At 65.5% G+C, this 25,095-nt stretch carries 23 protein-coding genes and 1 tRNA gene; 10 read left to right on the top strand and 14 right to left on the bottom strand.

Annotated features, from left to right (window positions below; genetic code table 11):
- Positions 1-51: 51 nt before the first annotated feature.
- A complete protein-coding gene (locus ACFJI2_RS30455) occupies positions 52-1,515 on the bottom strand; it encodes a cytochrome P450 (protein ID WP_377703165.1) in 1,464 nt (487 codons plus the stop codon).
- A gap of 88 nt (positions 1,516-1,603) precedes the next feature.
- Between ACFJI2_RS30455 and ACFJI2_RS30450 the strand changes: the two genes are divergently transcribed.
- Positions 1,604-2,647 (top strand): hypothetical protein, encoded by a 1,044-nt coding sequence (locus ACFJI2_RS30450; RefSeq protein ID WP_377703164.1) that lies wholly within the window; start codon positions 1,604-1,606, stop codon positions 2,645-2,647.
- Between the two features lie 35 nt (positions 2,648-2,682).
- Here the strand turns inward: ACFJI2_RS30450 and ACFJI2_RS30445 are convergent, their stop codons facing one another.
- On the bottom strand, positions 2,683-3,492 hold the full coding sequence (locus ACFJI2_RS30445) for a substrate-binding periplasmic protein (protein WP_377703163.1): 810 nt from the start codon (positions 3,490-3,492) through the stop codon (positions 2,683-2,685).
- Between the two features lie 106 nt (positions 3,493-3,598).
- On the opposite strand from ACFJI2_RS30445, the gene ACFJI2_RS30440 reads away from it, so the two are divergent.
- Positions 3,599-3,674 (top strand) — tRNA-Phe (locus ACFJI2_RS30440).
- A 434-nt stretch (positions 3,675-4,108) separates the two neighbouring features.
- On the opposite strand, the gene ACFJI2_RS30435 is transcribed toward ACFJI2_RS30440, so the two are convergent.
- The 3 genes from ACFJI2_RS30435 to ACFJI2_RS30425 all read right to left on the bottom strand — a co-directional run bounded on the left by ACFJI2_RS30435 (position 4,109) and on the right by ACFJI2_RS30425 (position 6,546).
- Positions 4,109-4,471, bottom strand: coding sequence for a hypothetical protein (locus ACFJI2_RS30435; RefSeq protein ID WP_377703162.1), 363 nt, complete (start codon positions 4,469-4,471; stop codon positions 4,109-4,111).
- Positions 4,472-4,480: 9 nt separating this feature from the next.
- Positions 4,481-4,672 (bottom strand): hypothetical protein, encoded by a 192-nt coding sequence (locus ACFJI2_RS30430; RefSeq protein ID WP_377703161.1) that lies wholly within the window; start codon positions 4,670-4,672, stop codon positions 4,481-4,483.
- A 98-nt stretch (positions 4,673-4,770) separates the two neighbouring features.
- On the bottom strand, positions 4,771-6,546 hold the full coding sequence (locus ACFJI2_RS30425; protein ID WP_377703160.1) for an ABC transporter ATP-binding protein/permease: 1,776 nt from the start codon (positions 6,544-6,546) through the stop codon (positions 4,771-4,773).
- A 303-nt stretch (positions 6,547-6,849) separates the two neighbouring features.
- Here ACFJI2_RS30425 and ACFJI2_RS30420 point away from each other — a divergent pair, with 303 nt between their 5' ends.
- Entirely contained in the window at positions 6,850-8,949 is a 2,100-nt protein-coding gene (locus ACFJI2_RS30420) for a GDSL-type esterase/lipase family protein (RefSeq protein WP_377703159.1), read from the top strand.
- 74 nt (positions 8,950-9,023) lie between these two features.
- On the opposite strand, the gene ACFJI2_RS30415 is transcribed toward ACFJI2_RS30420, so the two are convergent.
- Both ACFJI2_RS30415 and ACFJI2_RS30410 read right to left on the bottom strand, forming a co-directional pair.
- Positions 9,024-9,431, bottom strand: a complete 408-nt coding sequence (locus ACFJI2_RS30415) for an SRPBCC domain-containing protein (RefSeq protein WP_377703158.1) — start codon at positions 9,429-9,431, stop codon at positions 9,024-9,026.
- Positions 9,428-9,751, bottom strand: coding sequence for a metalloregulator ArsR/SmtB family transcription factor (locus ACFJI2_RS30410; RefSeq protein ID WP_107875884.1), 324 nt, complete (start codon positions 9,749-9,751; stop codon positions 9,428-9,430). The genes ACFJI2_RS30415 and ACFJI2_RS30410 overlap by 4 nt, the downstream gene beginning before the upstream one ends.
- 159 nt (positions 9,752-9,910) lie before the next feature.
- Here ACFJI2_RS30410 and ACFJI2_RS30405 point away from each other — a divergent pair, with 159 nt between their 5' ends.
- Together ACFJI2_RS30405 and ACFJI2_RS30400 are read left to right on the top strand one after the other, a co-directional pair.
- The gene (locus tag ACFJI2_RS30405; protein WP_377703157.1) at positions 9,911-11,590 is read left to right on the top strand and encodes a hypothetical protein; all 1,680 of its coding nucleotides are present in this window, start codon (positions 9,911-9,913) and stop codon (positions 11,588-11,590) included.
- A gap of 69 nt (positions 11,591-11,659) precedes the next feature.
- Positions 11,660-11,911 carry a DUF1059 domain-containing protein gene (locus ACFJI2_RS30400; RefSeq protein WP_377703156.1) on the top strand — a complete coding sequence of 84 codons (252 nt, stop codon included), beginning with the start codon at positions 11,660-11,662 and terminating at the stop codon, positions 11,909-11,911.
- Between the two features lie 15 nt (positions 11,912-11,926).
- On the opposite strand, the gene ACFJI2_RS30395 is transcribed toward ACFJI2_RS30400, so the two are convergent.
- Entirely contained in the window at positions 11,927-12,754 is an 828-nt protein-coding gene (locus ACFJI2_RS30395; protein WP_377703155.1) for a class I SAM-dependent methyltransferase, read from the bottom strand.
- 111 nt (positions 12,755-12,865) lie between these two features.
- Positions 12,866-13,813, bottom strand: coding sequence for an MYG1 family protein (locus tag ACFJI2_RS30390; RefSeq protein WP_377703154.1), 948 nt, complete (start codon positions 13,811-13,813; stop codon positions 12,866-12,868).
- Positions 13,814-13,997: 184 nt separating this feature from the next.
- Between ACFJI2_RS30390 and ACFJI2_RS30385 the strand changes: the two genes are divergently transcribed.
- Positions 13,998-14,339, top strand: a complete 342-nt coding sequence (locus tag ACFJI2_RS30385; RefSeq protein WP_132138816.1) for a DUF1840 domain-containing protein — start codon at positions 13,998-14,000, stop codon at positions 14,337-14,339.
- 19 nt (positions 14,340-14,358) lie between these two features.
- Here ACFJI2_RS30385 and ACFJI2_RS30380 read toward each other — a convergent pair whose 3' ends face one another.
- Positions 14,359-16,917, bottom strand: a complete 2,559-nt coding sequence (locus ACFJI2_RS30380) for a hypothetical protein (RefSeq protein ID WP_377703153.1) — start codon at positions 16,915-16,917, stop codon at positions 14,359-14,361.
- A 295-nt stretch (positions 16,918-17,212) separates the two neighbouring features.
- Between ACFJI2_RS30380 and ACFJI2_RS30375 the strand changes: the two genes are divergently transcribed.
- The gene (locus ACFJI2_RS30375) at positions 17,213-18,790 is read left to right on the top strand and encodes a hypothetical protein (RefSeq protein WP_377703152.1); all 1,578 of its coding nucleotides are present in this window, start codon (positions 17,213-17,215) and stop codon (positions 18,788-18,790) included.
- Here ACFJI2_RS30375 and ACFJI2_RS30370 read toward each other — a convergent pair.
- Both ACFJI2_RS30370 and ACFJI2_RS30365 read right to left on the bottom strand, forming a co-directional pair.
- A complete protein-coding gene (locus ACFJI2_RS30370; protein WP_377703150.1) occupies positions 18,762-19,433 on the bottom strand; it encodes an acetyltransferase in 672 nt (223 codons plus the stop codon). The two genes, ACFJI2_RS30375 and ACFJI2_RS30370, sit on opposite strands and share 29 nt — an antisense overlap.
- 2 nt (positions 19,434-19,435) lie before the next feature.
- The gene (locus ACFJI2_RS30365) at positions 19,436-20,278 is read right to left on the bottom strand and encodes a 3-keto-5-aminohexanoate cleavage protein (protein ID WP_377703149.1); all 843 of its coding nucleotides are present in this window, start codon (positions 20,276-20,278) and stop codon (positions 19,436-19,438) included.
- A 285-nt stretch (positions 20,279-20,563) separates the two neighbouring features.
- Here ACFJI2_RS30365 and ACFJI2_RS30360 point away from each other — a divergent pair, with 285 nt between their 5' ends.
- Entirely contained in the window at positions 20,564-22,144 is a 1,581-nt protein-coding gene (locus ACFJI2_RS30360; protein ID WP_377703148.1) for an isocitrate lyase, read from the top strand.
- 97 nt (positions 22,145-22,241) lie between these two features.
- On the opposite strand, the gene ACFJI2_RS30355 is transcribed toward ACFJI2_RS30360, so the two are convergent.
- Positions 22,242-23,210 (bottom strand): GlxA family transcriptional regulator, encoded by a 969-nt coding sequence (locus ACFJI2_RS30355; protein ID WP_377703147.1) that lies wholly within the window; start codon positions 23,208-23,210, stop codon positions 22,242-22,244.
- A gap of 106 nt (positions 23,211-23,316) precedes the next feature.
- Between ACFJI2_RS30355 and ACFJI2_RS30350 the strand changes: the two genes are divergently transcribed.
- Entirely contained in the window at positions 23,317-23,925 is a 609-nt protein-coding gene (locus ACFJI2_RS30350; protein ID WP_377703146.1) for a cysteine hydrolase family protein, read from the top strand.
- Positions 23,926-23,942: 17 nt separating this feature from the next.
- Here the strand turns inward: ACFJI2_RS30350 and ACFJI2_RS30345 are convergent, their stop codons facing one another.
- On the bottom strand, positions 23,943-24,479 hold the full coding sequence (locus tag ACFJI2_RS30345) for a DUF2058 domain-containing protein (RefSeq protein ID WP_377703145.1): 537 nt from the start codon (positions 24,477-24,479) through the stop codon (positions 23,943-23,945).
- 152 nt (positions 24,480-24,631) lie between these two features.
- Here ACFJI2_RS30345 and ACFJI2_RS30340 point away from each other — a divergent pair, with 152 nt between their 5' ends.
- The gene (locus tag ACFJI2_RS30340; protein ID WP_107875862.1) at positions 24,632-25,075 is read left to right on the top strand and encodes a nuclear transport factor 2 family protein; all 444 of its coding nucleotides are present in this window, start codon (positions 24,632-24,634) and stop codon (positions 25,073-25,075) included.
- The last annotated feature ends 20 nt before the right edge of the window (positions 25,076-25,095 follow it).

Raw genomic sequence — 25,095 nt, 5'->3', positions numbered from 1 at the left:
CCACTTCCTGCGCCTTGTCGTTGCGCACCGCTTTCACCAGGGATTTTACCCTCAGCCGTGCTGAAATAGCCACCGCCGCCTGCGCAGGCGCAGCGCCAGGCTTTCGGGCGACATGACGAAACCCATCACTTCCTCCGCTTCCGCGCCGGATGCCGTCTGAACGGCGGCGATGTCGTAGCGCGCCAGGACCATGGCCACGGCGATCTTAATCTCCAGCAGCGCCAGATAGCGCCCGGGGCAGGTGCGCGGCCCCGCGCCGAAAGGCACGCCCACCTTCTTGTCGGCGGCGATGGCGCCCTGCGCGTCCGGCAGCCAGCGTTGCGGGTCGAATTCGGCGGCGCGCGGGAAGTGGCTGTCGGCCACGCTGTGGTGGCGCAGCACGCACCACACCAGCGCGCCCGTCTTCACCTCGATGTCCGCCACCGCCGTGTCGCGCAGCGCTTCCAGCGGGATGAACGGGGCCACAGGTTTGAGCCGCATGGCTTCCTGGATGCAGGCGTCCAGGTATTCCAGCGCATCCATCTGCTCGATGCTGAAGGCGGCGGCGTCCGGCGCGTGGCGCAGCACCTCGTCGCGCGCCGCCTGCATGGCGTGCGGATGGCGCTGCAGCAGATACAGCAGCCAGGCGATGGTGTTGGCCGTGGTGTCCTCGCCGGCCAGCAGCATGGTGGACACATTGCCTGCCACGGCGCGGTCGTCCACGCCGCTGCCCGGCTGGTCGGCGGCGGCGATCATCGCCTCCAGCAGGTTGGCCGGATGCGCGGCGCGCGCCGGGTCGGCCGCCATGCGTGCGCGGGCCTGGCCAATCAGCTGGTCCACCGCATCGGCCAGCGCGGCCACCGAGCGGTCCAGGCGGCGGTCCTGCGGCAGCTTCACGTAGCGCCAATACGGAAACAGCGCGATGCTGCGGCGCGCGATGGCCGGCAGGATGTCGTCCAAGTGGCGCTGGATGGTGTCTTCGCCGCCGTCGATGGTGTTGACGTCGGTGCCGAACGCCAGGCCGGCGATGATGTCCACCGTGTAGCGCTTCAGGTCGGCCGCCAGGTCGATGTCGCGCCCGGCCTGCGCGGCGCCGTCCCAGCGGCGCTGGAGGCGCAGCGCCACCTTGACCAGCGCAGGGAAGTAGGCCTTGATGGCGTGCGGCGCGAAGCCCTGCATCACCATGCGGCGCTGGTTGCGCCACTCGCCGCCCTCGGCCATGAACAGGCCCGGCAAGCCGCCCATTTCTTCCGACACCCGTGCCGTGACGCTGGGGCGGCGGAACCCGTCCGGGCGATCGCGCAGGATGGCGGCAACGGCTTCGTGGTCAGCCACCACCAGCACCTGGGTGCGGCCGAAATACACCGGGAAGAAAGTGCCGTAGCGCAGGCACCAGCGCTCGATGTCGCGGTGCACGCGCAGCGGCTTCACTTGCAGCAGGTTGCCGACCAGCGGCCAGGGGTGCGGCCCGCGCAGCGACGAAATGCGGCGCAGCGGCGGCTGGCCTCCAGTGGAAAGCGTGGCGGATGTAGTCATCCTGACATCATAATGGATGATGCGCCTGCCGTGTGAAGGACGGCTGAGCGGCGCGGCAAAACTGCCCCAACAGGCGTAACATCGGCGCATGGACCCGCAACGCATTCTTGCGCGGCTGGCAGCGGCCGCCCTTCTGCTGATCAGTTCACCCGCCGCCCTGGCGCAGGCCGGCGGCAGCGCGGCGTCGTCCGCGCCCATCCCTACCGTGACGGTGCCCAATACCCGCGACCCGGTCGACAAGTCCTACCGCCGCATGGTGCGCGGCATGGACCGCTACGAGCGCGCGCACACGCTGGCGCCGCGCTCCTCGCTGCGCTTCCAGGTGCTGCCGCGCCTGCCCGGCGTGAAGCTCGACGGCGTGACGCTGAAAGTGGTGGGCGACAACATCGCCATCCCGGTGGAGATGGCGCCGGACCACAGCTTCATCCTGGAGCGCAACGAACAGGCCCTGCGCGAGAATGCGGCCCTGGTGGCGAACCGCAAGACCAGCAGCATGACCTGGCGCGCCATGGTGCGCAGCATCGGCGTGCCGGACGGCATGCGGCGGCTGGGCGACTTGCGGCTGGAGTGCCTGGTGGGGATGGAAGCCGGGCTGGTGTCGAACAATGCCGCGCTGTTCGAGTGGCTGACCGATTTGCTGGCCGACGCCGACAAGGTGTGCGCTTCGCCGGACGGAAATTACCTGCAGTTCGCGGACCGGCCGCTGTTCGGCGTCACGCTGCATGCGGGCGGCCGCACGATGGCGCTGCCGTTCCGCGCCTTGTATGCGGGCGGCACGCAGACCAAGGCCACCCTGCCCTATTGCGATTGCCAGGTGCTGCTGGACCGCAGCTACTATGCGCCGGTGTGGGACAGCAGCTGGCCGGACGACACGCTGCTCAGCTTCGAGTACATGGATGAAGCGGCAACGGCCATGCCGCCTGGCATAGCCAGCAAGGAAGCGGCGCGCGCGGCGCTGGGCGAGCCGGCAGCCGCGCTGCGCTTCGACAGCGGCTACGAGGTGTGGCAGTACCAATACCCGCCCGCCGCGCCGCTGCCGAAGGGGAAGGACGGCAGACCGCAAATGGCGGAACTGGTGCTGCTGTTCGACAGCGCCGGCGTGGGACTCCAATACCGGCGCCGCGAACCATAGCGGCGCTTGGCGGGCGCATGCCGCGTGCGCGGTTTTCAGTGCGGTACCACGGCGAACTTGAGCATGTCCGGTGGGTAGTACTGCTGGAAGTAGCGCCACAACGCGCCCCTGGCCGATTCCGCCAGCAAGGACTGCAGGATGTGCTGGTCGGCAGCGGACAGCGACCGGCGCGACACGTAGGCACCGCTCTCGGTCATCGGCATGCCCGCCAGCGGCCGATACTCCAGCTGGGCCAGCAGGCCGCGCGCGGCGGGGTCCTCGCTGAGGGTGGACATGAAAATTGACGGCGCCATAACAGTGAAGTCCGCGCGCCCGGCCTGGAGCAGGCGGCCGACGGCGGCCAGGTCGTCGGCGTAGTCGATGCGGCGTTCCGCTTGCAGCTGGCGCAGCAGCGCGTTGTATTCGTCGCCGAACACGTAGGAGCGCACCACCACGCCGCGCAGCCTCTTCTGCGCCAGCAGCGCCTGCACGCTGGGCGCCACCACCTTGCGCGCCTTCAGCGTGATGAGTTCGACCTTCCATTTCATCATCGGCACGAAGGTGGCCTGCCGGTCGCGCTCGGCGCTGCGCGAAGCAGGCACCATGATGTCGGACTGGCCAGACTCGAGGAACTGGAACGCCATGCGGGCGCGCGGCATGACGGGGAACTCAAAGGTGCAGCCGGCTTTCGCGCCCAGCTCGCGCAAGGTGTCCGGTATCACGCCCGACACGCTGCCTTCCTGCACGATCACGCTATAGCCGGTAGGCGACGCCGGGACCTTGATGGGACGCGAACAGCCCGCATGGGCGGACTGCGTGAACAGCGTTGCGGCAATCAAGAGGGACAGAGGCGGGAACGTTCGCATGTGCCCCATTCTACCTGCGCTGGCGCGGCGGCAAACGCTTACGAAAATTACAAGGCCATCAGGGGCTTGGCAAAACGAATTTTGGTTTGTATAATTGCGGGCTCTTGGCCTGGTAGCTCAGTTGGTAGAGCAGAGGATTGAAAATCCTTGTGTCGGTGGTTCGATTCCGCCCCGGGCCACCAAGAACATCCCAAGCAAAACGCCGATCCATGCAGATCGGCGTTTTTGTTTCCAGTACAAGAAGTCCTCCTGTCCGCTCCATTCCTGGACAACTACTCTTAGTCCGTACAGCGACCAGATCATCCTATAGATCGAGGGGGGAACGATCTCACGTCATGCTACTATTTCCTGCTTTTGCCGTTCCCATCTTGCGAAGACGGCCGAGATTAATTCATCAGGAGATTCAAATGAGTCCCGACAACAATAAGATCTATTATCACTATACGAGTGTGCAAGCTTGTCACAGGGCGGCGTTTAAGGATATTCATAAAGTTGAGCGCTATGACTGCGGCTACGTGTAGCGCGAATTCCCCTCGACTCACAGCCCCCGAAAGCGCTGGACTGCGACGAGCATACGACCAAGTGCCAGCGTTCGCCCCGCTCGCAAGCGGGGGCATCATATATGCAGAGATTTTCCTGAGCTCACAAACCGCGCCTCCGCGTCGCGAAACAGCGCCTTTACTTTTTCAATATTCCACGGGAGTTCGGCCAGACTTTCGTGATCCCACTCGCTGCGGGGCGAGCCTGGGTTGAAGAAGTCACCGCCATAGACGTGTATGGCGCAAGTCATCTTGGCAATGGGGTTCGTCACTGAATGGATGGTCGTGTCGTCGAGCATCGTGACGTCGCCGACGCCCAGGGAGGCTGCGCCTGCCGCCTCGATGGTGCGGTCCGACCGGCGCCAGAATATATTGTCTTCGCGGCCGGAATAGATGCCGGCTACGGCAAACATCTGGTGGTTGTGGGGCATCAGATTCATGCACGGCGCCTACACAAAATTGATGATCGTCAGTTCCGGCGACCGGTAGAGCGGGGTGATCCCCGCATGGCTTGGTATGCCGAGCTCGTCGAACAACGCAGCGCCGTGGCCGACTGCTTCTTGCACTAGCTCCCGAATTGCCATGGCCCCATCCGGTAAGGCGTTGATGCAGTCATGGATAAAGCGCTCTTTTTGGAACATGGCATCCTCCTTCACAGAACAAGGCGTCGCCTTCCAAGGATACACCTCCGGGCGGAATTCAAAGCGCTGATCGGGAAAAAATGCGGGCAACTGTATTGTCAGCCGGCGACCACCCTGAGCACTTGCTCAGGCGCAGGATTGCTGCCACCGGCGGCCAAATCAGGCACCGGCTCGTCAAAACGGTATCCGCTGGCTTCGTGCATGGTCCACGCACCTTCGCCCTGCAAGTGCAGCACATGGGTATGGTGGCGCAGCACCGCCGGGCGGTGGGCGATGCTGATCAGGGTGGCGCCCCGCTTGCGCAGCCGTTCATACAGCAGCGCTTCGTTGCCGCTGTCGAGCGCGCTGGTCGCTTCGTCCAGGATGACGATGCTCGGCTCGTGCACCAGCACGCGGGCAAACGCCAGGCGCTGCTGCTCGCCGACCGACAGCAGCTTTTCCCAGTCTTGCACCGCGCCCAAGCCGCCCACGCGCTCGGCCAGCAACGGCAAATGCACCTGTTCCAGGATGGCCAGCAGCCGCTCGTCGCTCAGGCTGCTCTCGGCGCTCGGGTAAATGAGCTGGCTGCGCAACGTGCCCGGCTGCAGATAGGGCTGCTGCGGCAGGAAGAAGAAACTGTCCAGGGGCGGGTGCTGGATCACGCCGCTGCCGGTATCCCACAACCCGGCAATCGCCCGCAACAGCGAACTTTTTCCGCAGCCGCTGTCGCCGGTGATGAGCAGCGCGTCGCCCGGCCTTAGCGCCAGCGTCAGCTCCTTGATGAGCACGCGCTCGGATGCGGGCGGATACAGGGTCAGCGCTTCGAGCGCGAGGTGCGCGCCAGGCCGCAGTTCGATGCGCGGATACTGCTTGCCCGCCGTTTCCGCCGGCTCCGCGCTTGGCAGCACGAGGTTGGAGAGCACCTGCAGGCGGCCGATGCCGGCCACGAAGCGGCTCAGGCTCTCGAAATTGTCGACGATCACCGCCACGGCGCCGAGCACGGCGGTAAATGCCCCGGCTGCCTGCACCGCGCGCCCCACTTCCAGCTCGCCGGACAGGACGCGCTCGGCCAGTATCACGCCCGGCAGCACCAGCGTGAGCTGGCTGAACGTGCGCTGGAACAGGTTGAGGGAACGCTGCTTCCTGATCAGCTTGGCGAAGTTGTGGAACACCTTCTCGAACCTGCCGTCGATGTGCGCGCGCTCCTGCGCCTCGCCGCGGTAGAAGGCGATGGATTCGGCTTTCTCGCGCAGGCGCATCAGGCTGAAGCGGAAATCCGCTTCCCGCCGCAGCTGCAGGAAGTTCAGGTGTATCAGCGGGTTGCCGAACACGTAGAGGGCAACCACCGTCCCCATCAAGGCGTACACCGCCAGCACGCCGACCAGCAGGTGGGAAATCGACCACAGCACGGCGCTGAAGGCCACCAACTGCATGATGGAGCCGAGGAAGATCAGCAGGAAGTGGATGGACCGCCCGGTGAAAGTGTTGATGTCTTCGCTGATACGCTGGTCCGGATTGTCGATCTCGCTGTCCGAGCCCAGCTGGTAGTATTTCCGGCCCTTTAGGTAGCCGTCAAGGAAGCGGCCGGTAAGCCAGCGCCGCCAGTGGTTGGCGAACAGATCCCGCATGTAGTAGTAGAGCGCATAAATCGGCACGGCGAACGCGAGCACGAACAGGCAGGCGCGCACCGAACTCCAGAAGCGGTCGCCGTTTTTGGCAGCCAGCGCCGATGTCATCTCGCCGGCCTGGTTGTTCAGCATGACGGCGAACTGCGTCTCGGCCAGCATCAGCACGATCAGGACAAAGAGCAGCGACCACGCTTTCTTCCTCTCCTCGCCAAGCCAGTATGGTTTGGCCACGCTGACGAATTGCCGCCACGCGGCGAGGGACAGCACGGGAATGCGGCGTTTTTCTTCGGCGACGGCGCCTCGCTGGTCGAGGCGGCCGTGCCGGTGGAGTTGGGCGTGCTCATGGTTTACACCGCAGTCATAGTCCAGGGTCGGGTTTCATGCTCCCCCCAGAATACGGCCCGGCACAAAGCCGTTCAGTGCGGAAACGGACATAGCGGCAACTATCAGCAAAAAAGGAACAACTCGCCCGGCGGCGCACAGTCTCGACAGTAGCGGTTCTGCTTGCGGCATTTGGTCAGTCCAATTAACATTGTGGCCAGACCAAACTTTAATAGTGGCCGCCGCTCCATGTACAGTCTCCTTCCATCAGCCGGCAGCGCCGCCATGGCGCTGCTTGGCGCCGGCCTGCTCTGGCTGGCCAATCCGACACTCGCGGCCGCGCAGCGAAACAGCGCTGCCGGTGAGTTGCATTTCAACTTCACCAGCCAGCCTGCGCCCGGCGCCGTCCGCGTGGCATGGGATGGCCAGGGCGGCGCGCCGCTGTATGACGCGGCGGCCGGCTACGGCTTCGTGGACCGCACCGCCGCGCTCCCCGCCCGCGCCGTGCACACGGCGGAAATCCGCAGCGACGCCGGCGGCGCCCGGATCAGCGAGCCGCGCTTCGAAGGCGACGCCAGCAGCGACCACTACAACAACTATGGCATGACCTTCCGCGTGAAGGCGGCGCCGGGCGCCTACGCCATCCGGGTGCGCACCACATCGGACGCGGCCGATACCATCGTGTCCGTCAGCGGCATGCAGGCCAGCCGCCTGAATCCGGGCGTGTTCTGGGACGCGGCCGGCCTGCTGCCCAACCGCACCACGGCGGCCTGGCGGGGACAGGAGTGGTCCTTCCGCTATGTCAACGGGCGCAGCTACATCGACATTGAAATCGAACCGCGCAAGCTGAATGTGCCGGTCGGCGTGGCCGAGATCAGCATCACGCCCATCGCGGCGCAAACGCGCCCGGCCGGCGCCCTTCCCGCCATCTATACGCTGGGCGATTCCACCGTTAAATCCTACACTTTCGACGAAGCGCCCATGAGCGGCTGGGGACAGGTGTTCGACCGGCTGTTCGACCTGCAGCGCGTGCGCGTGGTGAACTATTCAATGGGCGGGCGCTCCTTCCGCAGCGCCTACGCCGAGGGCCGCCTGAACGACCTGCTGCTGCAAGCGCATGCGGGCGACTATCTTCTGATCCAGTTCGGCCACAACGACGAAAGCACCGACGAGACACGCCGCTTCGGGCGCGGCGCCACCGAGGCCATGTACGAGTCCATGATCCGGGAAGTCTACCTGCCGGCGATCCGGGCGCGCGGCCTGGTGCCGCTGCTGGTCACTCCGATGTCGCGCGTAAACGGCGCTCCCAAGCCCGGCGAGCCGTTCGTGAACTCATTCCAGAAGCGGCGCTTCCCTGAACTGATGAAAACTATCGGCGCCGCCGAAGGCGTGCCGGTGCTGGACCTGAACAGCCGCAGCGTGGCGTACTACAACGAGGCGGGCGCGGCCGCCATCGGCGCCATGATCATGTCGATCGAGGCCGGCGAAACGCCAGGCAAGACCAACGATGGCAGCTACGCGAACGGCCATCCCGCCAACAAGATCGACGGTACCCACTTCAAGGAATCCCTGTCGAAGCAGTATGCGCGCATGGTGGCCGCCGAACTGGCCGGCCTGGCCAAGGCCGGCGATCGTGCGGCCGCCGGCATCGCCGCCTATTTGCGCCCTGCCGTGCAGGCCGCGATCGACCACGGCGACTGGACCGGCGTGTATCCGGAGATCGCACGCGACATCGCCAGCGGCGAGAACGCTTACTACCGCAACCAGATCGAAAAGCTGCTGCAGCTCGGCGCGCTGCACACGGATGCGGACGGCAACTTCCGGCCCGCAGACACCATGTCCACGCGCGAGTTCATCCACGCCTTATGCATGGTGATGCGCACGCCCTGCAGCGCGCTGGCCGGCTACGGCGAAAGCCCTTTGCGCCGCGAGGTGATGGGCGCCATCCTGCACGACGCCTACCGCGAAAAATTCCGCGCCAAGCCGGCCTACATGACGGACTACAACGGCAAGACCGTGGTTCCCGGCGCGCCCGGCTACGACCCCAACCTGGACAGCGGCGCGCAGGGCGCCATGTACTACCCGCTGCTGCGCTGGGAACAGCTGGCCGATACCGCCGCGGCCGATCCAGCCTACGCGGACAAGCTGCGCGCGGCGTATGAGCTCGGCCTGATCCGCGCGGAATCGGGCATTGCCCGGGGCCGCATGGTCAACGGTCGCGCGCTGGAACCGGCCGCGCCGGTCAACCGAGGCAAGGCGGCCAAGGCGCTGTACTTCATGTGGGTGCTGGCGCAGCCGCCCAAGGCGGAAAACGACGTCCTGCCCGTGCAGCAGGACACCGTGCAGTAGGTTAGCCGCCGGCAGCCGGCCGCGCTGCGGGCGGGCAGCGCGGCAGCGTCCACCTGGCGGAGCCGCCCCTACACCTACGCTGCCGCCACCACCTGCTCCAGCTGCTTGAAGAAGTTCTGCCAGCCGTACTGCGCGCCCCGGTAAGCCTGTTCCTGGTCCTGGCGGAAGCCGGCTTGCTCCATGCGCAGGCGGGTGCCCTTGTCGGTCGGATTTAGCGTCCAGGTGACGACGCTTTCCAGGCCCATGGCGGACCAGGTATAGGACAGCGTCTTCAGCGGTTCCACTTCCTCCACCTGGCAATCGACCGAGCCCCAGTCGGCGCTGAGCTTGAAGCGGTGGCCGGCCACGGGCAGGAAGTCGTTCTTCATCAGCCAGGCCTCGATCAGGTGCGGCTGGGTGAGCGCGCGCCACAGCTTTTCCGGCGGATGTGCAAATTCGCGTTCGACTACGACGGTGCGGAGTTGTTGGTCAGCTTGGTTCATTGGTCCATCCTTTTCAACAGGTCATCAAGATCGTCGAACCGGCCTTCCCAGAAGCGGGTCATCTGGTTGGTCCAGTCCAGCAGAGGTGCCAGCGCGTGGAGCTGTGCGCTGTAGTGGGTCTGGCGCCCCTGGTGCCGGTCCTGTACCAGACCGGCTTGCTTGAGGACCGCCAGATGTTTGGAAACGGCCGGCTGCGATATCTGCGCGTGCCCGGTCAGCCCGCCTACCGTCTGTTCGCCGCCGGAGCAGAGCTGTTCGAAGATGGCCCGCCGCGTGGGGTCGGCCAAAGCACGAAAGAGCGCGTCATGTGAGTTCGTCATTTGCAATCCATAGCCATCGAGTTATTAATTAAGTATAGCCATGCGGTTATGGGTTAGTCAAGCGATGTTCAAATCGATATGGAGGACGGCAAAATTGTTATTAGACCGGCGCCGCGCTCCGGCCTACCATCGGGCCACGCCCATTCCAAGAGAACAATAATGAAGAGACTCCTCACCGCGCTGAGCCTGGCAGCCAGCGCCTCCCTGTGCCTTGCCGCAGCGCCGGCGCCGGCGCCAGTCCAGCTGACCATCGACGCCGGCCGCGTCCAGGGGCCGATGACGCCGATCTGGGCCTGGTTCGGCTACGACGAGCCCAACTACACCACCGCGCCCAACGGCAAGAAGCTACTCAGCGATATCGCGGCGCTGAGCCCGGTCCCGGTGTACGTGCGCGCGCACAACCTGATGACCTCGGGCGATGGCAGCTACGCGCTCAAATGGGGGTCGACCGGCATGTACAGCGAGGACAAGGACGGCAAGCCGGTCTACAACTGGACCATCATCGACCAGATCTTCGACACCTACGTGGAGCGCAAGATGAAGCCGCTGGCGCAGATCGGCTTCATGCCCGAGGCGCTGTCGCAGCGCCCCCAGCCCTACCAGCACCGCTGGAAGCCGGGCACGCCCTACCAGGAGATCATGACCGGCTGGGCCACGCCGCCCAAGGACTACGACAAGTGGGCCGAGCTGATCTACCAGTGGGTCAAGCACAGCGTGGCGCGCTACGGCCGCGAGGAAGTGGAAAGCTGGTACTGGGAAGTGTGGAACGAGCCGGACGGCCTGTACCTGATCGCCCCCGACACCAAGCTGGAATACTTCAAGATGTACGACTACGCGGCCGACGCCGTCAAGCGCGCCCTGCCGACTGCGCGCATGGGCGGCCCGCACACGGCCGGCGCCGGGCGCTTCATGGACGACTTCCTGCAGCACGTGCTGCATGAAAAAAACCTCGCCACCGGCAAGACCGGCTCGCCGCTGGACTTCGTGGCTTTCCACGCCAAGGGCTCGCCCAAGGTGGTCAACGGCGTGGTGCAGATGGGCATGGGCACGCACTTCAAGCGCCTGGACCAGGGCTTCGCGCTGGTGGAGAAATATCCGGAGCTCAAAGGCATCCCCGTCATCATCGGCGAATCGGACCCGGAAGGCTGCGCGGCCTGCGGCATGCAGACCAATCCGGAAAACGCCTACCGCAACGGCACGCTGTATTCGAGCTATACGGCGGCATCCATCGCGCGCGAATTCGACCTGGCCGCGCGGCGCGCCGTGAACCTGATCGGCGCCGTGAACTGGTCCTTCGAGTTCGAGGACCAGCCCTGGTTCGCCGGCTTCCGCGACCTGGCCACCAATGGCGTGAACAAGCCGGTGCTGAACGTGTTCCGCATGCTGGGCATGATGCGCGGCGAGCGTGTGGCGGTGGGCGGCGACCAGGCTTACGATGCGGCCGCCATCATGGCCGGCGGCGTGCGCGGCGCGCGCACCGACATCAATGCACTGGCCAGCAAGGACCAGCACAGCATAGCCGTGCTGGTGTGGAACTACCATGACGACGACGTGATCGATGCCGGCTCGCCGGTGGAGCTGCATATCGCCGGCATCCCGGCCGGGCAGGTGCAGCTGCGCCATTACCGCATTGACAGCGACAACAGCAATTCCTACACGGCGTGGAAGCGCATGGGCTCGCCGGCCAGTCCGACGGCGGCGCAGGTGGCGGAGCTGCAGAAGGCCAGCGAACTGGCGCAGCTGGGCGCGGCCAGCACGCTGGACACGCCCGGCGGCAAGGCCACGGTCAGGATGCAGCTGCCGCGCCAGGCGGTGTCGCTGGTCACATTGCGCTATTGACGCCGCATGCCGTGGCTATACTGGAAAGAGCGGACACCGCGTCCGCCCTGTCCAGTGAAGGAGTTGATCATGACGCGTAAATTCATCGATTGCCGCGAGTTCCCGAGCGATATGCACTGCTCGGTTGCGATTTCGGCTGACAGCGAGGAGGAACTAATGAAGATTGCTGTGGAGCATGCGGTCTCGACGCACGGCCATAGCGACACGCCCGAGCTGCGCGCGCAACTGCGCCAGCTGTTCAAGGACGGCATGCCGCCGGAGCACCTGCCCCCGCCCGGGCAGGCCGCCGGCGCCGCTACCGCCGCGCCGCTGCATCACTGAGCGCGGCAGCCGCCGTCAGGCGCCGCGCTTGGTGATCACCACTTCCAGGTATTCGGCGGGCACCACCAGCGACGCGGCGCCCGCCGTGTTCGAACGTTCCAGCAAGGCCAGCAGGTCGCCCTCCAGCGCCTGCTTGGCTGCGTCGTCCAGCGCGCCGAAGGCCTTGTGCACGGGGCCGTAGAAATCGCGGAATACCTGCAGCCAGTGCGCGGCCGACTCATAGCGGAAGTTGAAGATTTTGCGCCGCGCTCCGATGCGCGCCGCGCGCTCCCCGAACAGCTGCTGCAGATGGGCTTCCGTGCCCCACAGCCCGGGGGACTTTACCCCGGCCGGCGGCGGGACATGCTTGCCTATGGTTTTGAACAGCTGCCCGATAAAGCCTTCGGGGGTCCAGTTCGCCATGCCGGCGCGCCCGCCGGGACGCAGCACGCGCATCATTTCGCTGGCAGACTGGGCATGGTTGGGCGTGAACATGATGCCGAAGGTGGATAGTGCCACGTCGAAACTGGCGTCGGCGAAAGGCAAGGCTTCCGCATCGGCCTCGCGGAATTCCACCGCCAGCCCTTCGGCGGCGGCGCGCGCGCGGCCCTTCTCCAGCAGCGCCGGCACATAGTCGGTGGAGGTGACGCGCGCGAAGCGGTGCGCGGCGGCCAGCGTGGCGTTGCCGTTGCCGGCCGCGATGTCGATCACCTGCTCGCCGGCGCGGACATCGGCCGCTTCGGCCAGCGCTTCGCCGACTATCTGCAGGGTGACGCCGATGACGGCGAAATCGCCGCTGGCCCAAGTGGCCTGCTGGCGTTGCTTGATGGCGCCGAAGTCCGGCGAAGGTGTCGCGTCTTCCATGGCTGCTCTCCTGGCGAATGAGATCCAGTATAGACGCTGCGCGCTGCCCCGCAGTCCAACTTCGCCGGTTTCCACACCACTACCACGCCGTTACCACGCCAACGCCAAGGCCTACGCCAGTTCCAGCTCCTGCAGCGCCAGCCTGGCCATGGTGCGCGCGCCCTCGTAGGATTTCACGGCGGCGATGAACCTGCCGTTGTGGCAGAAGCCCGCGTCCGGCACGCCGGTCACGGCCGCCAGCTCCGCATCGCGCAGACCGGCCCAGGACGCCGGCAGATCGGCGCGCGCCTTGAAACTCTCGGGGCTGACCGGCACCGTATGCAGCACATAGCGCTGCTCGGCCACGCTGTGGCTGATGACGAACAGCACCTTGGGCATTTCCTTGCGCACCACCTGGGTCCAGGGTAAGGCGCTGTTTTTCAGGAACAGCACCTTGCCGTCTTCCAGCACCTCGCCTTGCCGCACCTGCGCCACCGCCAGCATGGCGGCGACACGGTATTTCACGGAATTGACCAGGATGTCCGTCAGCAATTCCATCGCGCGCCGGAACTGCTCCAGCCGGTAGGCATCGGCGGCTGCGCCGTAGCCCAGCCTTTGTTCGTCCAGCCAGTTGGGGTTGAAGCCGGACACCACCGCCGACAATCCATATCCGCCGGGCGCGCTTTTCGCCGCGCCCACGTCCGACAAGTCCAGGTACTGCACGATGTCGGCGTCGATGCCGTAGGCGATCTCGCGCGCCTCGCTGTCGGCGAGCTGCTGCCCGGTGTGCGCGGCGGCCAGCGCGCTGACGCAGCGGGCACCGTATTCGCGCCAGACCAGCCCTGCGCTGGCATAGGGCACGCCGCTTGCGCGGGCGCCGCTGAAGCCTTTCTGGTGATGGTCGAAGCGGCCGGCGGCCGGGTCCCAGATGCCGCCCACGTCGATCGCGAAATCGGCCGCTTCGATGGTTGCGGCGTCGCGCGTGCGGACAATCTCGCATCCGGGGAACAAAACATTCAGTACCGCGACCGCCCATGCGTCGTCCGCATGGAATTTGCCGCTATGCGTCACGATGACCATAACAATTCAACCTTCTCGCTATCTATAAGACCGCATCATACCGGCATTGCAACGCGGGCTGCGCCTTAAAGGCTGCTTAAACGAGCCGATTTCGTTTGGGAATTATTGCGAACAGGTCTAATGTCTACTCAACAGGCGGCACAATCCAGGCGTCCGCCCGGGACAATGACTTAGGAACGAGCACATGTTAATTTCATTCAAATCCAAATCCTCCCCCGAAGTGTTGATGTACCAGGAACACGCCGAGCGCATCCTGCGCCTGCTGCACAAGAGCCCCCAGCGCGGCGTGATCACGGCGGCAGAAGCGACCGAAGCGCTGTCGCTGCTGGAGCAGGAAGTGACCTACACCAAGCAGCACCCGAAAGAGGACGTCGAGCACGACGTGCACACGCCCGAGCAGGAAGCCGGCGAAAGCACCGAGCACGCGCTGCAGCAGCGCGTGAGCTTCTCGGCGCGCGCCTACCCGCTGCTGGAAATGCTGCGCTCGGCCAGCCGGGAAAACGAATACATCATGTGGGGCGTGTAAGCGCCCCGGGCCCTGCCGCTTAGCGCTTGGCCGGCAGGACGACCCGCTGCATCAGCGCGCGGCTGGCGCCCAGCGTGGCCGGCACCGGCGCCACCACCAGCTTGGCATCGCCGACGAAGAACAGCGTCTTGCCGTCCGGGCTGATGGCGCCCAGCGCCCGCGTATTGCATCCATAGCTACCGTTATGGCAAGTAGGATAATCGGCCAGGTCGAACGATCCCAGCAATGGCAAGTTGGTGGTGGTTACCATGCGTGTGCTGCTGTCGAAGATATACACGCGCGGCATCACGGTACTACTTGGGTTCAGGTCGTTAATGCTGTAGGCCAGCACATAAAGTCGTGTGCCGTCCGGCGAGAACAGCGGCGTGCGGCCGAAGTAGTTCTGGTCCGGCAGGGCGACCTTGCCGATGATGTTGAAGTCGCGGTCCCATACCGTATAAGTGCCTTCGGCAAAGCGTTCGCCGCGCAGGCTTTGCGCAGCCTCGTACCAGAACGTCAGCCCGACTTTGCTGGGCTTGGCGACACTATCGGTGCCGTCCAGCGTCACCATCGGCGGCTGCGGCGACAAGTCGGCCCGCTGAACGATGTTGATGTGCGAACCATCGCCGGAAGCGACCGCCCAGCCGAAACCATAGCTGCCGCCAATGCTCCCGAAGCTACGGGTGCTTACGTCAAAGTACGGCATGCCGCCGCCGCTGCCCTCGCCGGTGAAGCCGGCGAACAGCAGCTTCCCGTCGTTGCGCATCACGCTGCGCGGCAGGCTATTCAGCGGTTCGCTGCCGATGTACATGGTCTTGTAGCTGCCTTGCTGCACCAGCGTGGCCGGATCAAGCAGCACCACCTGGCCGGGGGCCGCAGTCACCACCAGGCTGGCGCCATCCGGCGACAGCGCCACCGTGTCGATGCCCGGCACGGAGACGCTGCTGGCATCCCAGTTGGCGCCGTTGCGCTTGAAGCGCATCAGCGCGCCCAGCGTCTTGTTGACGGTGAACAGCGCCTGGCGTTCCGCGTCGAACACCAGGCCGCCCTTGCTGCCTTCGGTGACCGTGGCGGCGTAGGCCAGCGCCGGCTGTGCCACCACTTTCAAGGCGACGCTGCCGGTGTTTGCGCCCAGCGCGTTGGACAGCGAAAACACCGCCTCGCCCTGTTGCGCAGGCGCCATGGCCAGTTCGAATTGCGTGTCATTGACGCGCGTGATCTTGCTGGCGGCGGCCGCGCCGGCGCCCAGCGCCTGTTCCAAGTCGGCCACGCTGTCGAAGCCGCGCCCCCGCACGATGTAGGTGCCGGCTTCGCCCGGCAAACGGGTGTGCGGGCTGATGAAGTTCAGTTCGGGCAGCTTCTTGTTCAGCGTCACCGTGTATTTAAGCGGCGCAACTTTGCCGCTGGCCAGGCTCAACGTCAGCTCGGCAGGATGCGCGGTGAAGTTCGCCAGCTTCAGCATCTCCGCCCTATCGACCGTCCAGCCAAGCTGGTCCGTTCGGGTGGAACCACTGCTGCGCGACAGCTTGAGCCAGCTCGCATTGCTGCTGGCCTGCCAGCCTTGCACCGGCAGGTTGGGAATATCGATGCTCAAGGCGCCACCCAGATCGGCCGCCTTGCTCGCGCCGTCGACAGTCAGGCTGGACGTGCCTGCGATGGCCCAATTAGCGGGCAGCACGTTGACATAGACCGGCACCGTCACGGGGAAGAGCTCGCCGCCGGCGCTGAGCGTCAGTTCAGCGCCGTAGTTGCCCGCCGCAAGGTTGGTCGCGGCCGCTACCACACTCAGCGTGCCGGGTGCACCCGGGGTCACCGCCAACCAGCCGCTGACCGTTCCGAAGTAGCGCACACTGGTAGTGAGCGCGTTGCCCGAACTCGGCACGGCGACACCCAGCGTGACTTTCTCGCTGGTCAGGCCAGTGGTCACGTTCATATTCAGCACTTTGAGCGCTGGCGTGATGGCGGTCAGTCCACTGCCGTCCGGTTTGACCGTATAGGTCACCTGCAGTATGGCCGCCTTGCCGCCAGTGTAGAGCGAGACCGCCCCCTGATAGATCCCGGGGGCCTTGGCGATCGTTCCGAGGGTGAAGCCGGTGCTGGTGACGTTCGAAACTTTCAGCCATGGATACCCGCCTGTGCTGTACGTGTAGCTGCTTGCGCCCGGCGGCAGCGAAACGCCGATATTGGTGGCCGTCGCCGTCGCGCCGGCCACCGCCTCCATTTGCACCACTCTCGGCGTCGTTGTGAAGCCCTTGGCAATACTCACGGTGTACGGAACCTCCACCGGCGAGCCCTTGATATGGCGCGCGCAAGGCTCGTCGGCACAGGCGAACAAGCGCAAACTGCCTTTGTATTCGCCGGCCGCCAGTTGCGTTTTCGGGTACACCGTGAAGCGGACCTGCTCGCCCACCACCTGCACCAACACGCGGTCGAGCGCACTGCCCAGATCCTGGCCTCCTGTGTAAATCGTGCTGGGAGGAGTAGGGCCGCTGCCGGTGCCGATGACAAGCTGCGATGCAGATCTGCCGCCCTCTTCGCCCGAAAAGCGCAACTCGCTGCGGTCTATCGAGACCGAAAAGCCCGGTGCTGGATCGGGCACAGCAGCAGGGCCGGAACCGCCCCCGCCGCCTCCCCCGCAAGCGGCCAGCAATGCCGCAAGTGTGGCAATCGCTGCCCAATGGCAGAACCCGGTGTGCTTGATCAATGTCATATACGCGTTGTCAAAATTTGCAAAAGACGAATTGTAGAGGTAATTTTGATAATTTCTTCTATGCATCAAATATTAACGAGAAAAAAATTCTCCGTGACAATTTGCGCATTTTCGGTCAACCAGGACGTGTTAGCATGCCGGCCCCGCATCGCCCCTCCCGGCACGCCTGTGCGATAATCGGCGCGTGCCCTCCGACCCTCATTTCCTGCTACTGCTAAGCGACGCCGTAGACCGCACGCTGGCCAATCCCTGCGGCAGCCATTGCTGGCTCAACCTGATGGGGCGCACCCGCGCCATCGAGGATGCAAACGTGCTTGCCCAAGTGGTGGCCGCGGTCACCGCCGGCGTGCCCGACCAGGGCTTGCCCGGCTACTACCGCGCGCTCTACCTCGACCTCACCACCGGCGACTTGCGCCACGCAGGCCGCGCCGCCGCCATTGCCACCACGTTGGCGCCACGCGATCCGGACCGCTTGGCTGCCCTGTTTGACAGCAACTGGAAACGCGCCCTGCTGTACGCGGACGACCGCAGCGCTTTTATCGCCAACTTGCACACCGTGGGCGTGCCCGCCCTGGCCACGCTGATGGGAGCAGAAGACAGCCCGCCGCCGGTGCCTGCGGGTGCCAGCGGCGCGCTGCGCCACGTGGTGCTGGTGGCGCCCACGCTGATCTCGGCGCGCCATCCGCCCACGCGCATGCTGCTGGACCAGGCCGAAACGCTGCTGCGCCATGGCGTGCGGGTGACGCTGGTTTCCTGCCAGGAGTACACCGGTCCCGATTTCGAACACTTGCTGGGCCGCGAGCCGGGTTCGCAAACCGAGCCGGTCAACCTGGACGACTGGCGCGCCGGCGCCGGCGCAGCGGCCGGGCTCTACCTTGCGTCGCCGAATGCCAGCCTGCAGCGGCGCTGGCGCGACATGCTGCCGCTGATCCATGCGGCCGGACCCGACCTGATCATGCTGGTCGGGCTGCATTCAGGCCTGGTCAATGCGCTGTACCGGCACTATCCGGTGCTGGGACTGGCCACCAATTCGGTGCCGCCGATGGCCGCCACGGATGTGTGGCTGACGGCGCTGGCCGGCATGCACGGCCGCCAGGCCGCACCCTGGGAGAGCGGCCTGCCGGCCAGCGAGGCTTATTACCACCCGTTCCGCGCGCGCCGCAAGCCCTGCGCCGGGCCGCTGCCGCGCAGTGCAATGGGGGTGCCGGACGATGCAGTGCTGGCCATCAGCCTGGGCAGCCATCTGGACGTCAAGATCGCGGGTGAGTGGGCGCAGCGCATGTGCCGCACGATGGAGGCGCATCCGCGCCTGCACTGGCTGCTGCTGGGCGGCGCCGGCAAGACGCCGCCGGCGCTGGCTGCACTGGACCCAGCGCGGCTGACCTGCCTGCCCTATTCCACCCAGGCCACGGAAATGCTGGCCGCCAGCGATCTTTACCTGAACCCGCCCATGATGGGCGGCGGCATCTCGGTGGCCGAGGCTATGTCGCTGGGCCTGCCCGTTCTGAGCCTGGCCGGCAGCGACGGCGGCGACAAGCTGGGCGAGGAAGCCATGCAGGACGCGGACGCGTATTTCGCGCAGCTGCATGCCTGGCTGGCGGCGCCCGGCCTGCGCCGCGCCGCCGGCGCGCGCCAGCGCCAGCGCTTCGACAGCGCACTGGACCTGGAGCAGGCCGGCGCCAGCCTGCTGGCTGCCTGCGAACTGGCGCGGCAGCGCTACCGGCTGCGCAGCGCTAGTCCGGCGCTGCCAGCGCTTTCTTGAACTTGGCGGGAATGCCCACCATGAGCACGCGCGGTTCGACGTCGCCGGTGACCACCGCACCGGCGCCGATGAAAGCGCCGTCGCCGATCACCAGGCGCTCGATCACGGTGGCGCCGATGCCCACCGTAACGCCGGTGCCAAGGCGCGTCAGGCCGCCCACGTTGGAGCCCGGCTGCACGCGGCTATAGGCGCCGATGCTGGTGTCATGGCCTATGGTGACGCCGCGGTTGATGAAGACGTGCGGCGCCAGCGCGGCGCCTGGCCCGATCACGCTGTTTGCGCCGATGAACACGCCCGGCGACAGCGTGCTCAGCGGAGATACGTAGGCCGTCGGATGGACCAGCGTGCAAAATTCCAGTCCGTGGCGCTGTTGCAGCAGCCGCGCCAGCGCGGCGCGCGCCGGCGTGGTCGGCCCCAGCAGGTATTGCTGGCCGGGCTGCGGCGTGAAATCGTCCAGCGCCACCACGCCGGGCCGCACGCCCAGCGCCGCCAGCGCATCCAGGCGCCGCGCCAGCGGCAGGCTACGCGCGTCGTCCGGCTCGGGCAAGTGCGTCACCACCTGCTCGATCGGCATGCCCAGCGCCAGCGCGCAATCGAACAAGTCCGACACAATATTACTACCGCCAAAAATGACCAATCCCATGGTTATCCTCTTGCCGGCAGATCCAGACGCGCCCGCGCCTCAGCCGGCGTGGCCAGCGGCCGCCCCTGCGCGCGCGCCAGGGCCGCGATCCGTTCCACCAATTGAACGTTGGTGGCCTTGACCGTACGCGCCTGGTCCAGCCACAAATTGTCTTCCAGCCCGGTGCGTACGCCGTCGCCCATGACACTGCCCAGCGCGGTGGCCTGGTCCTGGAAGCGGCCGATGCCGGCCACTGCCCATACCGATCCCGGCGGCAGGTCGTTGACCAGCATGCCCAGGTGCAGCAGCGTGGCCTGCGCCGTGGCGGGGTTGCCCAGCAAGATATTGAAGTAATACGGCGCCTTGAGCAGGCCCTTGTCGATCAGCATGCGCGCCACGTTGACCATGCCCAAGTCAAACACTTCCAGTTCGGGCTTGATGCCGCGCTCCAGCATGATGCCGGCCAGCCGCATGACGGTGGCTGGCGCATTCACGCTGGCGTCGCGCGCAAAGTTCATGGAGCCGAGCGTCAGGCTGGCCATGTCGGGCTTGGCGTCGCCCTCCAGGTACAGGGCCGAGGCGCGGCGCTCCACGTCCGCCACGTTGCGCCCGCTGGTGGTGGCGGTAATGACGAGCTCCGGCGCCGCAGCGCGCACCGCGCGTATCAGTTCGGCGATGCTTTCCGGGTCGGTAGTGGGCGCACCGGCCGCATCGCGCGCATGCAAGTGCACCATGGAGGCACCCAGCGCGGCGCAGCGCGCCACGTCGCTGGCGATCTCGGCGGGCGTAAGGGGAACGTGGGGCGTGTCGGCCCGGGTCGGCAACATGCCGGTCGGTGCCAAATTGACAATGAGAGGGGGCGTCATGGGCGACATGATAAGCGAAAACAGTCCGACCTCATCCAAAAGCCGAAAAAGCGTTTCATATGCTGAAATTGCGCACAAAAATCGGTCGCCCAATCTATCCCATTTTTTGAAAATTTATTCCACATCGCAGAATTATGAAGTTAACTTGTTGAATTTTAAGGGATAAAATTTACTTATATGTCTTATATAAGACCCTGTTGCGCCGCAATAAAAAGGCCTACTATTAATGCATGCGGTTTCACTTTCTTGCATCACTTTCTTGCATTACTACTTAGGAGATTCACCATGTCCCAGTACCAAGACGACATCAAAGCCATCGGCGCCCTGAAAGAGCAGCAAGGCAGCGCCTGGAACGCGATCAACCCGGAATCGGCCGCCCGCATGCGCGCCCAGAACAAGTTCAAGACCGGCCTGGACATCGCCAAGTACACCGCCAAGATCATGCGCGCGGACATGGCGGCCTATGACGCCGATCCCTCCAAGTACACGCAATCGCTGGGCTGCTGGCACGGTTTCATCGGCCAGCAAAAAATGATCTCGATTAAGAAGCACTTCAACAGCACCGACCGCCGCTACCTCTACCTGTCGGGCTGGATGGTGGCCGCGCTGCGCTCCGAGTTCGGCCCGCTGCCGGACCAGTCGATGCACGAGAAAACCGCCGTCTCCGCGCTGATCAAGGAACTGTACACCTTCCTGCGCCAGGCCGACGCGCGTGAACTGGGCGGCCTGTTCCGCCAGCTGGACGCCGCCGAAGGCCCGGCCAAAGCCGCCATCCAGGCGCAGATCGACAACCACGTGACCCACGTCGTGCCTATCATCGCCGACATCGACGCCGGTTTCGGCAACGCCGAGGCGACCTATCTGCTGGCCAAGCAGTTCATCGAAGCGGGCGCCTGCTGCATCCAGATCGAGAACCAGGTGTCGGACGAGAAGCAGTGCGGCCACCAAGACGGCAAGGTCACCGTGCCGCACGAGGACTTCCTGGCCAAGATCCGCGCCATCCGCTACGCCTTCCTGGAACTGGGCGTGGACGACGGCATCATCGTGGCCCGCACCGACTCGCTGGGCGCCGGCCTGACCAAGCAGATCGCCGTGACCACCAAGCCGGGCGACCTGGGCGACCAGTACAACTCCTACCTCGATTGCGAGGAAGTGTCGGCCGACGCGCTGGGCAACGGCGACGTGATCATCAAGCGCGACGGCAAGCTGCTGCGTCCGAAGCGCCTGCCAAGCAATCTGTTCCAGTTCCGCTCGGGCACCGGCGAAGCGCGCTGCGTGCTGGACTGCGTGACCGCGCTGCAGAACGGCGCCGACCTGCTGTGGATTGAAACCGAAAAACCGCATATCGCCCAGATCGGCGGCATGGTCAGCGAAATCCGCAAGGTCATCCCGAACGCCAAGCTGGTGTACAACAACAGCCCGTCGTTCAACTGGACCCTGAACTTCCGCCAGCAGGTGTACGACGCGATGAAGGAAGCGGGCAAGGACGTGTCGGCCTACGAGCGCAGCAAGCTGATGAGCGTGGAATACGACCAGACCGAACTGGCCATCGCGGCCGACGAGAAGATCCGCACCTTCCAGGCCGACGCGGCCCGCGAAGCCGGCATCTTCCACCACCTGATCACGCTGCCGACCTACCACACCGCCGCGCTGTCGACCGACAACCTGGCCAAGGAATACTTCGGCGACCAGGGCATGCTGGGCTACGTGGCCGGCGTGCAGCGCAAGGAAATCCGCCAGGGCATCGCCTGCGTCAAGCACCAGAACATGTCCGGTTCGGACATCGGCGACGACCACAAGGAATACTTCAGCGGCGAAGCGGCCCTGAAGGCCGCCGGCAAAGACAACACGATGAACCAGTTCTAATCAGTTTTCGGTAGCAAGTTTTACCCTCGCCCACAAGGCAAACGGTCGCAAGCCCCCGCGCTGTATCCAGCGCGGGGGCTTGTTCATTTGGGCGCCGTTATTTGGGTCTGAACTGCTTGCGGTAGGCGGCCGGCGACAGCGAGAACGCGGCCGTGAACTGCTGGCGCAGCGACACGGTGGAGCCGAAGCCGGCGCTCTCGGCAATGCGGTCGATGGCATGGTCGCTGGTCTCGAGCAGGCGCTGGGCGGCGGACAGGCGGTGGTTCAGCAGCCATTGCGCCACCGTGGCGCCGGTGCGGGCCTTGAAGCGGCGCGTGAAATTCCTGCGGCTCATGGCAGCGCGCTCGGCCAGCTTGTCCAGGCACAGCGGCTGGTCCAGGTGCGCCTGCGCCCATTCCAGCACGCCGTCCAGCGGATCGCCGCTGCCGGCCCTGGGCAGCGGCTGCTCGATGTACTGCGCCTGGCCGCCGTCGCGGTGCGGCGCCACCACCATGCGGCGCGCCACGCGGTTGGCCACGTCGGCGCCGTGGTCGGTGCGCAGCAGGTGCAAACAGCAGTCGATGGCGGCGGCGGTGCCGGCCGAGGTGAGGATGTCGCCGTCGTCCACGTACAGCACTTTGTGGTCCAGCTTGACCTTGGGGTATTTGCGCGCGAAGTCCGCGCTCCAGACCCAGTGGGTGGAGGCGGCGCGTCCGTCCAGCAGGCCAGCTTCGGCGAGCACGAAGGCGCCCAGGCACAGGCCCACCACGCGCGCGCCGCGCGCATGGGCGGCGCGCAAGGCCTGCAGCAGCGCTTCGGAGGGGCGTTCCTCGGGGTCGCGCCAGGCCGGCACGATGACGGTGTCGGCGCGCTCCAGCGCGGCCAGGCCCTGCGGCACGTCGATATTGAAGCCGGACATGGTGGGGATCAGCCCGGCTTGCTCGCCGCAGATCAGCAGCTCGTAGCGCGGCACGCCCAGGCGCGCCAGGTCGTCGCCGAACACCATGCAGGGCACGGACAGGTGGAAGGGGCTGATGCCTTCGAAGGCGATGACGGCGACGGTATGGCCGGTGATGGAGTCAGGCATGGCCCGATCCTATCACATGTTGTCCTGAGGGCCACTTTCGCGGGCGGGGCCGCGGCGCGATACTGGCTGCACCAACCACGCAGCTCATCACCCAAAAGGAGATCACATGAACCATCCCACCATCCGCACCATGGCCGGCGCCGGCGCGCCGCAGGCACTCGCAGCCAACAGCACCGCCCTGCTGGTGATCGATTTTCAGAATGAATACTTCAGCGGAAGGATGCCGATCGCGGACGGCATCGCCGCCCTGCGCAACACGCAGCGCCTGATCGCGCACGCGGACCGCGCCGGCATGCCGGTGTTCCATATCCAGCACGTGACGCCGGCCGGCAGCCCCATCTTCGCGGAAGATGGCGACACGGTGCAGTTCCACAGCGAGCTGCAGCCCGCGCCGCACCATGCGGTGGTGAAGAAGTCGCAGGTGAGCGCCTTCCAGGGCACGGACCTGGACCAGCGCCTGAAGGCGGCCGGCGTGAAGACGCTGATCGTGTCCGGCCTGATGACGCATATGTGCGTGACCGGCGCGGCGCGCGACGCCGTGCCGCTGGGCTACGCCGTCATCGTGCCGGACGACGCCTGCGCCACGCGCGACCTGGACGGCCCGTCCGGCCTGGTGCCGCACGCGGAACTGCACCGCGCCGCGCTGGCGGCCATCGCGGACGCCTTCGGCCCCGTCATGAGCACGGGACAAGTGCTGGAGCTGCCTGTAACGTAAGCGTTACAAGGACAGGCTTACCACATCAGGTCGTCGGGGATCTTGAAGGCTGCGTACGGATCATCCTCGTCGACCTCGGTGCTGCTCTGCTTGACGCGCACGACGATCGATTCATCGCGCTCGGCGATCTTGTCGGCGATCACGCGCGGCACCAGTTCCACCGTGCCGTTCAGGCACACGATGACCAGCCGGCCGGCGATCAGGTGGGCCTGCACTTCCGGCGACACATAGATGCGCTCGATTTTCGTGCCGTGCGTGAAGTTGTAGGCCACGTCGCCCTTGCCCTTGTTCTGGCGGTTCTGCTGCACCATTTGCGCGATCTGCGCCTGGATCGCCTTCTGGGCGGCGGCCGCGTCGCGCTGCGCGTTCAGCTCGCGCGCGCGCTCGGCCTGCTTGCGCTGGATTTCCAGCGCCGCCAGGCGCGCCTCGTCCACGCTCTCGGTGCCGCTGCGGCGCTCGTCCTTCTTCTGCTTGCTCTTGTCCTGCTGGACGACCTTGACCTTCTTTTTATCGACCAGGCCGGCCTTGAGCAGTTGATCTGCCAGTGAAACCATGTCCATTACTCCGTACGAAAGACGCTAGCATAGCAAACCTTGGCGGGGGGCCTTGACTTCCGGTCCGCCGGCACTAGGCTGAAAAGATCGGCTCTCTGCGGCACGACCATCCGCGACTGCTGTCGGACTGCCGAGTTATCAGGAGGCGTGTCATGGATATACAGCAAAACAAAAAGCTGGTGATGGAGGGCTATCGCCTGTTCCAGGCCGGGGATATCCGCAACCTGCTGGACCGCTACCACGACGATGCAGAGTGGATCGGCCCCGATTCGGAGTTTGTCCCCTTCGCCGGCAGCTATCACGGCAAGGCAGAAATTGCGCAGTTCTTCCAGAAGCTGGACCAGGCCGTAAAACCGGTCAGCTTCGTACCGAAACAATTCATTGCCGAAGGCGACCAGGTGGTCGTCGCAGGCGACGCCACCTGGCAAGCCAGGCAGACAGGGCTGACCTACGACAGCCCCTGGGTCCACGTGTTTACCATCCGCGACGGGAAAGTGGCACGCTTCCAATCCTATTACGATACCGCAGCGAGCGAGCGCGCCCTGCACACCGACCAGCCCGGCCAGGCCCTGAGCGCGGCCCAGCTGCACCACTAAGGCATTGCTTCCCCCGGACA

The organism is Pseudoduganella sp. UC29_71, assembly GCF_042693265.1.
In the GTDB taxonomy this organism is placed as follows: domain Bacteria; phylum Pseudomonadota; class Gammaproteobacteria; order Burkholderiales; family Burkholderiaceae_D; genus Rugamonas.
The sequence above is the reverse complement of the archived record's forward strand: the minus strand, read 5'-3'. Positions and strand labels throughout refer to the sequence as shown.

What these genes read in the sequence shown, in the direction of transcription:
- ACFJI2_RS30415 (WP_377703158.1), bottom strand. Translation starts at nt 9,431, where the DNA reads ATGAACCAAGCTGACCAACAACTCCGCACCGTCGTAGTCGAACGCGAA.
- ACFJI2_RS30445 (WP_377703163.1), bottom strand. Translation starts at nt 3,492, where the DNA reads ATGCGAACGTTCCCGCCTCTGTCCCTCTTGATTGCCGCAACGCTGTTC.
- ACFJI2_RS30385 (WP_132138816.1), top strand. Translation starts at nt 13,998, where the DNA reads ATGTTAATTTCATTCAAATCCAAATCCTCCCCCGAAGTGTTGATGTAC.
- ACFJI2_RS30395 (WP_377703155.1), bottom strand. Translation starts at nt 12,754, where the DNA reads ATGGAAGACGCGACACCTTCGCCGGACTTCGGCGCCATCAAGCAACGC.
- ACFJI2_RS30400 (WP_377703156.1), top strand. Translation starts at nt 11,660, where the DNA reads ATGACGCGTAAATTCATCGATTGCCGCGAGTTCCCGAGCGATATGCAC.
- ACFJI2_RS30405 (WP_377703157.1), top strand. Translation starts at nt 9,911, where the DNA reads ATGAAGAGACTCCTCACCGCGCTGAGCCTGGCAGCCAGCGCCTCCCTG.
- ACFJI2_RS30345 (WP_377703145.1), bottom strand. Translation starts at nt 24,479, where the DNA reads ATGGTTTCACTGGCAGATCAACTGCTCAAGGCCGGCCTGGTCGATAAA.
- ACFJI2_RS30355 (WP_377703147.1), bottom strand. Translation starts at nt 23,210, where the DNA reads ATGCCTGACTCCATCACCGGCCATACCGTCGCCGTCATCGCCTTCGAA.
- ACFJI2_RS30430 (WP_377703161.1), bottom strand. Translation starts at nt 4,672, where the DNA reads ATGTTCCAAAAAGAGCGCTTTATCCATGACTGCATCAACGCCTTACCG.
- ACFJI2_RS30455 (WP_377703165.1), bottom strand. Translation starts at nt 1,515, where the DNA reads ATGACTACATCCGCCACGCTTTCCACTGGAGGCCAGCCGCCGCTGCGC.
- ACFJI2_RS30370 (WP_377703150.1), bottom strand. Translation starts at nt 19,433, where the DNA reads ATGGGATTGGTCATTTTTGGCGGTAGTAATATTGTGTCGGACTTGTTC.
- ACFJI2_RS30340 (WP_107875862.1), top strand. Translation starts at nt 24,632, where the DNA reads ATGGATATACAGCAAAACAAAAAGCTGGTGATGGAGGGCTATCGCCTG.
- ACFJI2_RS30360 (WP_377703148.1), top strand. Translation starts at nt 20,564, where the DNA reads ATGTCCCAGTACCAAGACGACATCAAAGCCATCGGCGCCCTGAAAGAG.
- ACFJI2_RS30390 (WP_377703154.1), bottom strand. Translation starts at nt 13,813, where the DNA reads ATGGTCATCGTGACGCATAGCGGCAAATTCCATGCGGACGACGCATGG.
- ACFJI2_RS30420 (WP_377703159.1), top strand. Translation starts at nt 6,850, where the DNA reads ATGTACAGTCTCCTTCCATCAGCCGGCAGCGCCGCCATGGCGCTGCTT.
- ACFJI2_RS30450 (WP_377703164.1), top strand. Translation starts at nt 1,604, where the DNA reads ATGGACCCGCAACGCATTCTTGCGCGGCTGGCAGCGGCCGCCCTTCTG.
- ACFJI2_RS30350 (WP_377703146.1), top strand. Translation starts at nt 23,317, where the DNA reads ATGAACCATCCCACCATCCGCACCATGGCCGGCGCCGGCGCGCCGCAG.
- ACFJI2_RS30435 (WP_377703162.1), bottom strand. Translation starts at nt 4,471, where the DNA reads ATGAATCTGATGCCCCACAACCACCAGATGTTTGCCGTAGCCGGCATC.
- ACFJI2_RS30365 (WP_377703149.1), bottom strand. Translation starts at nt 20,278, where the DNA reads ATGACGCCCCCTCTCATTGTCAATTTGGCACCGACCGGCATGTTGCCG.
- ACFJI2_RS30410 (WP_107875884.1), bottom strand. Translation starts at nt 9,751, where the DNA reads ATGACGAACTCACATGACGCGCTCTTTCGTGCTTTGGCCGACCCCACG.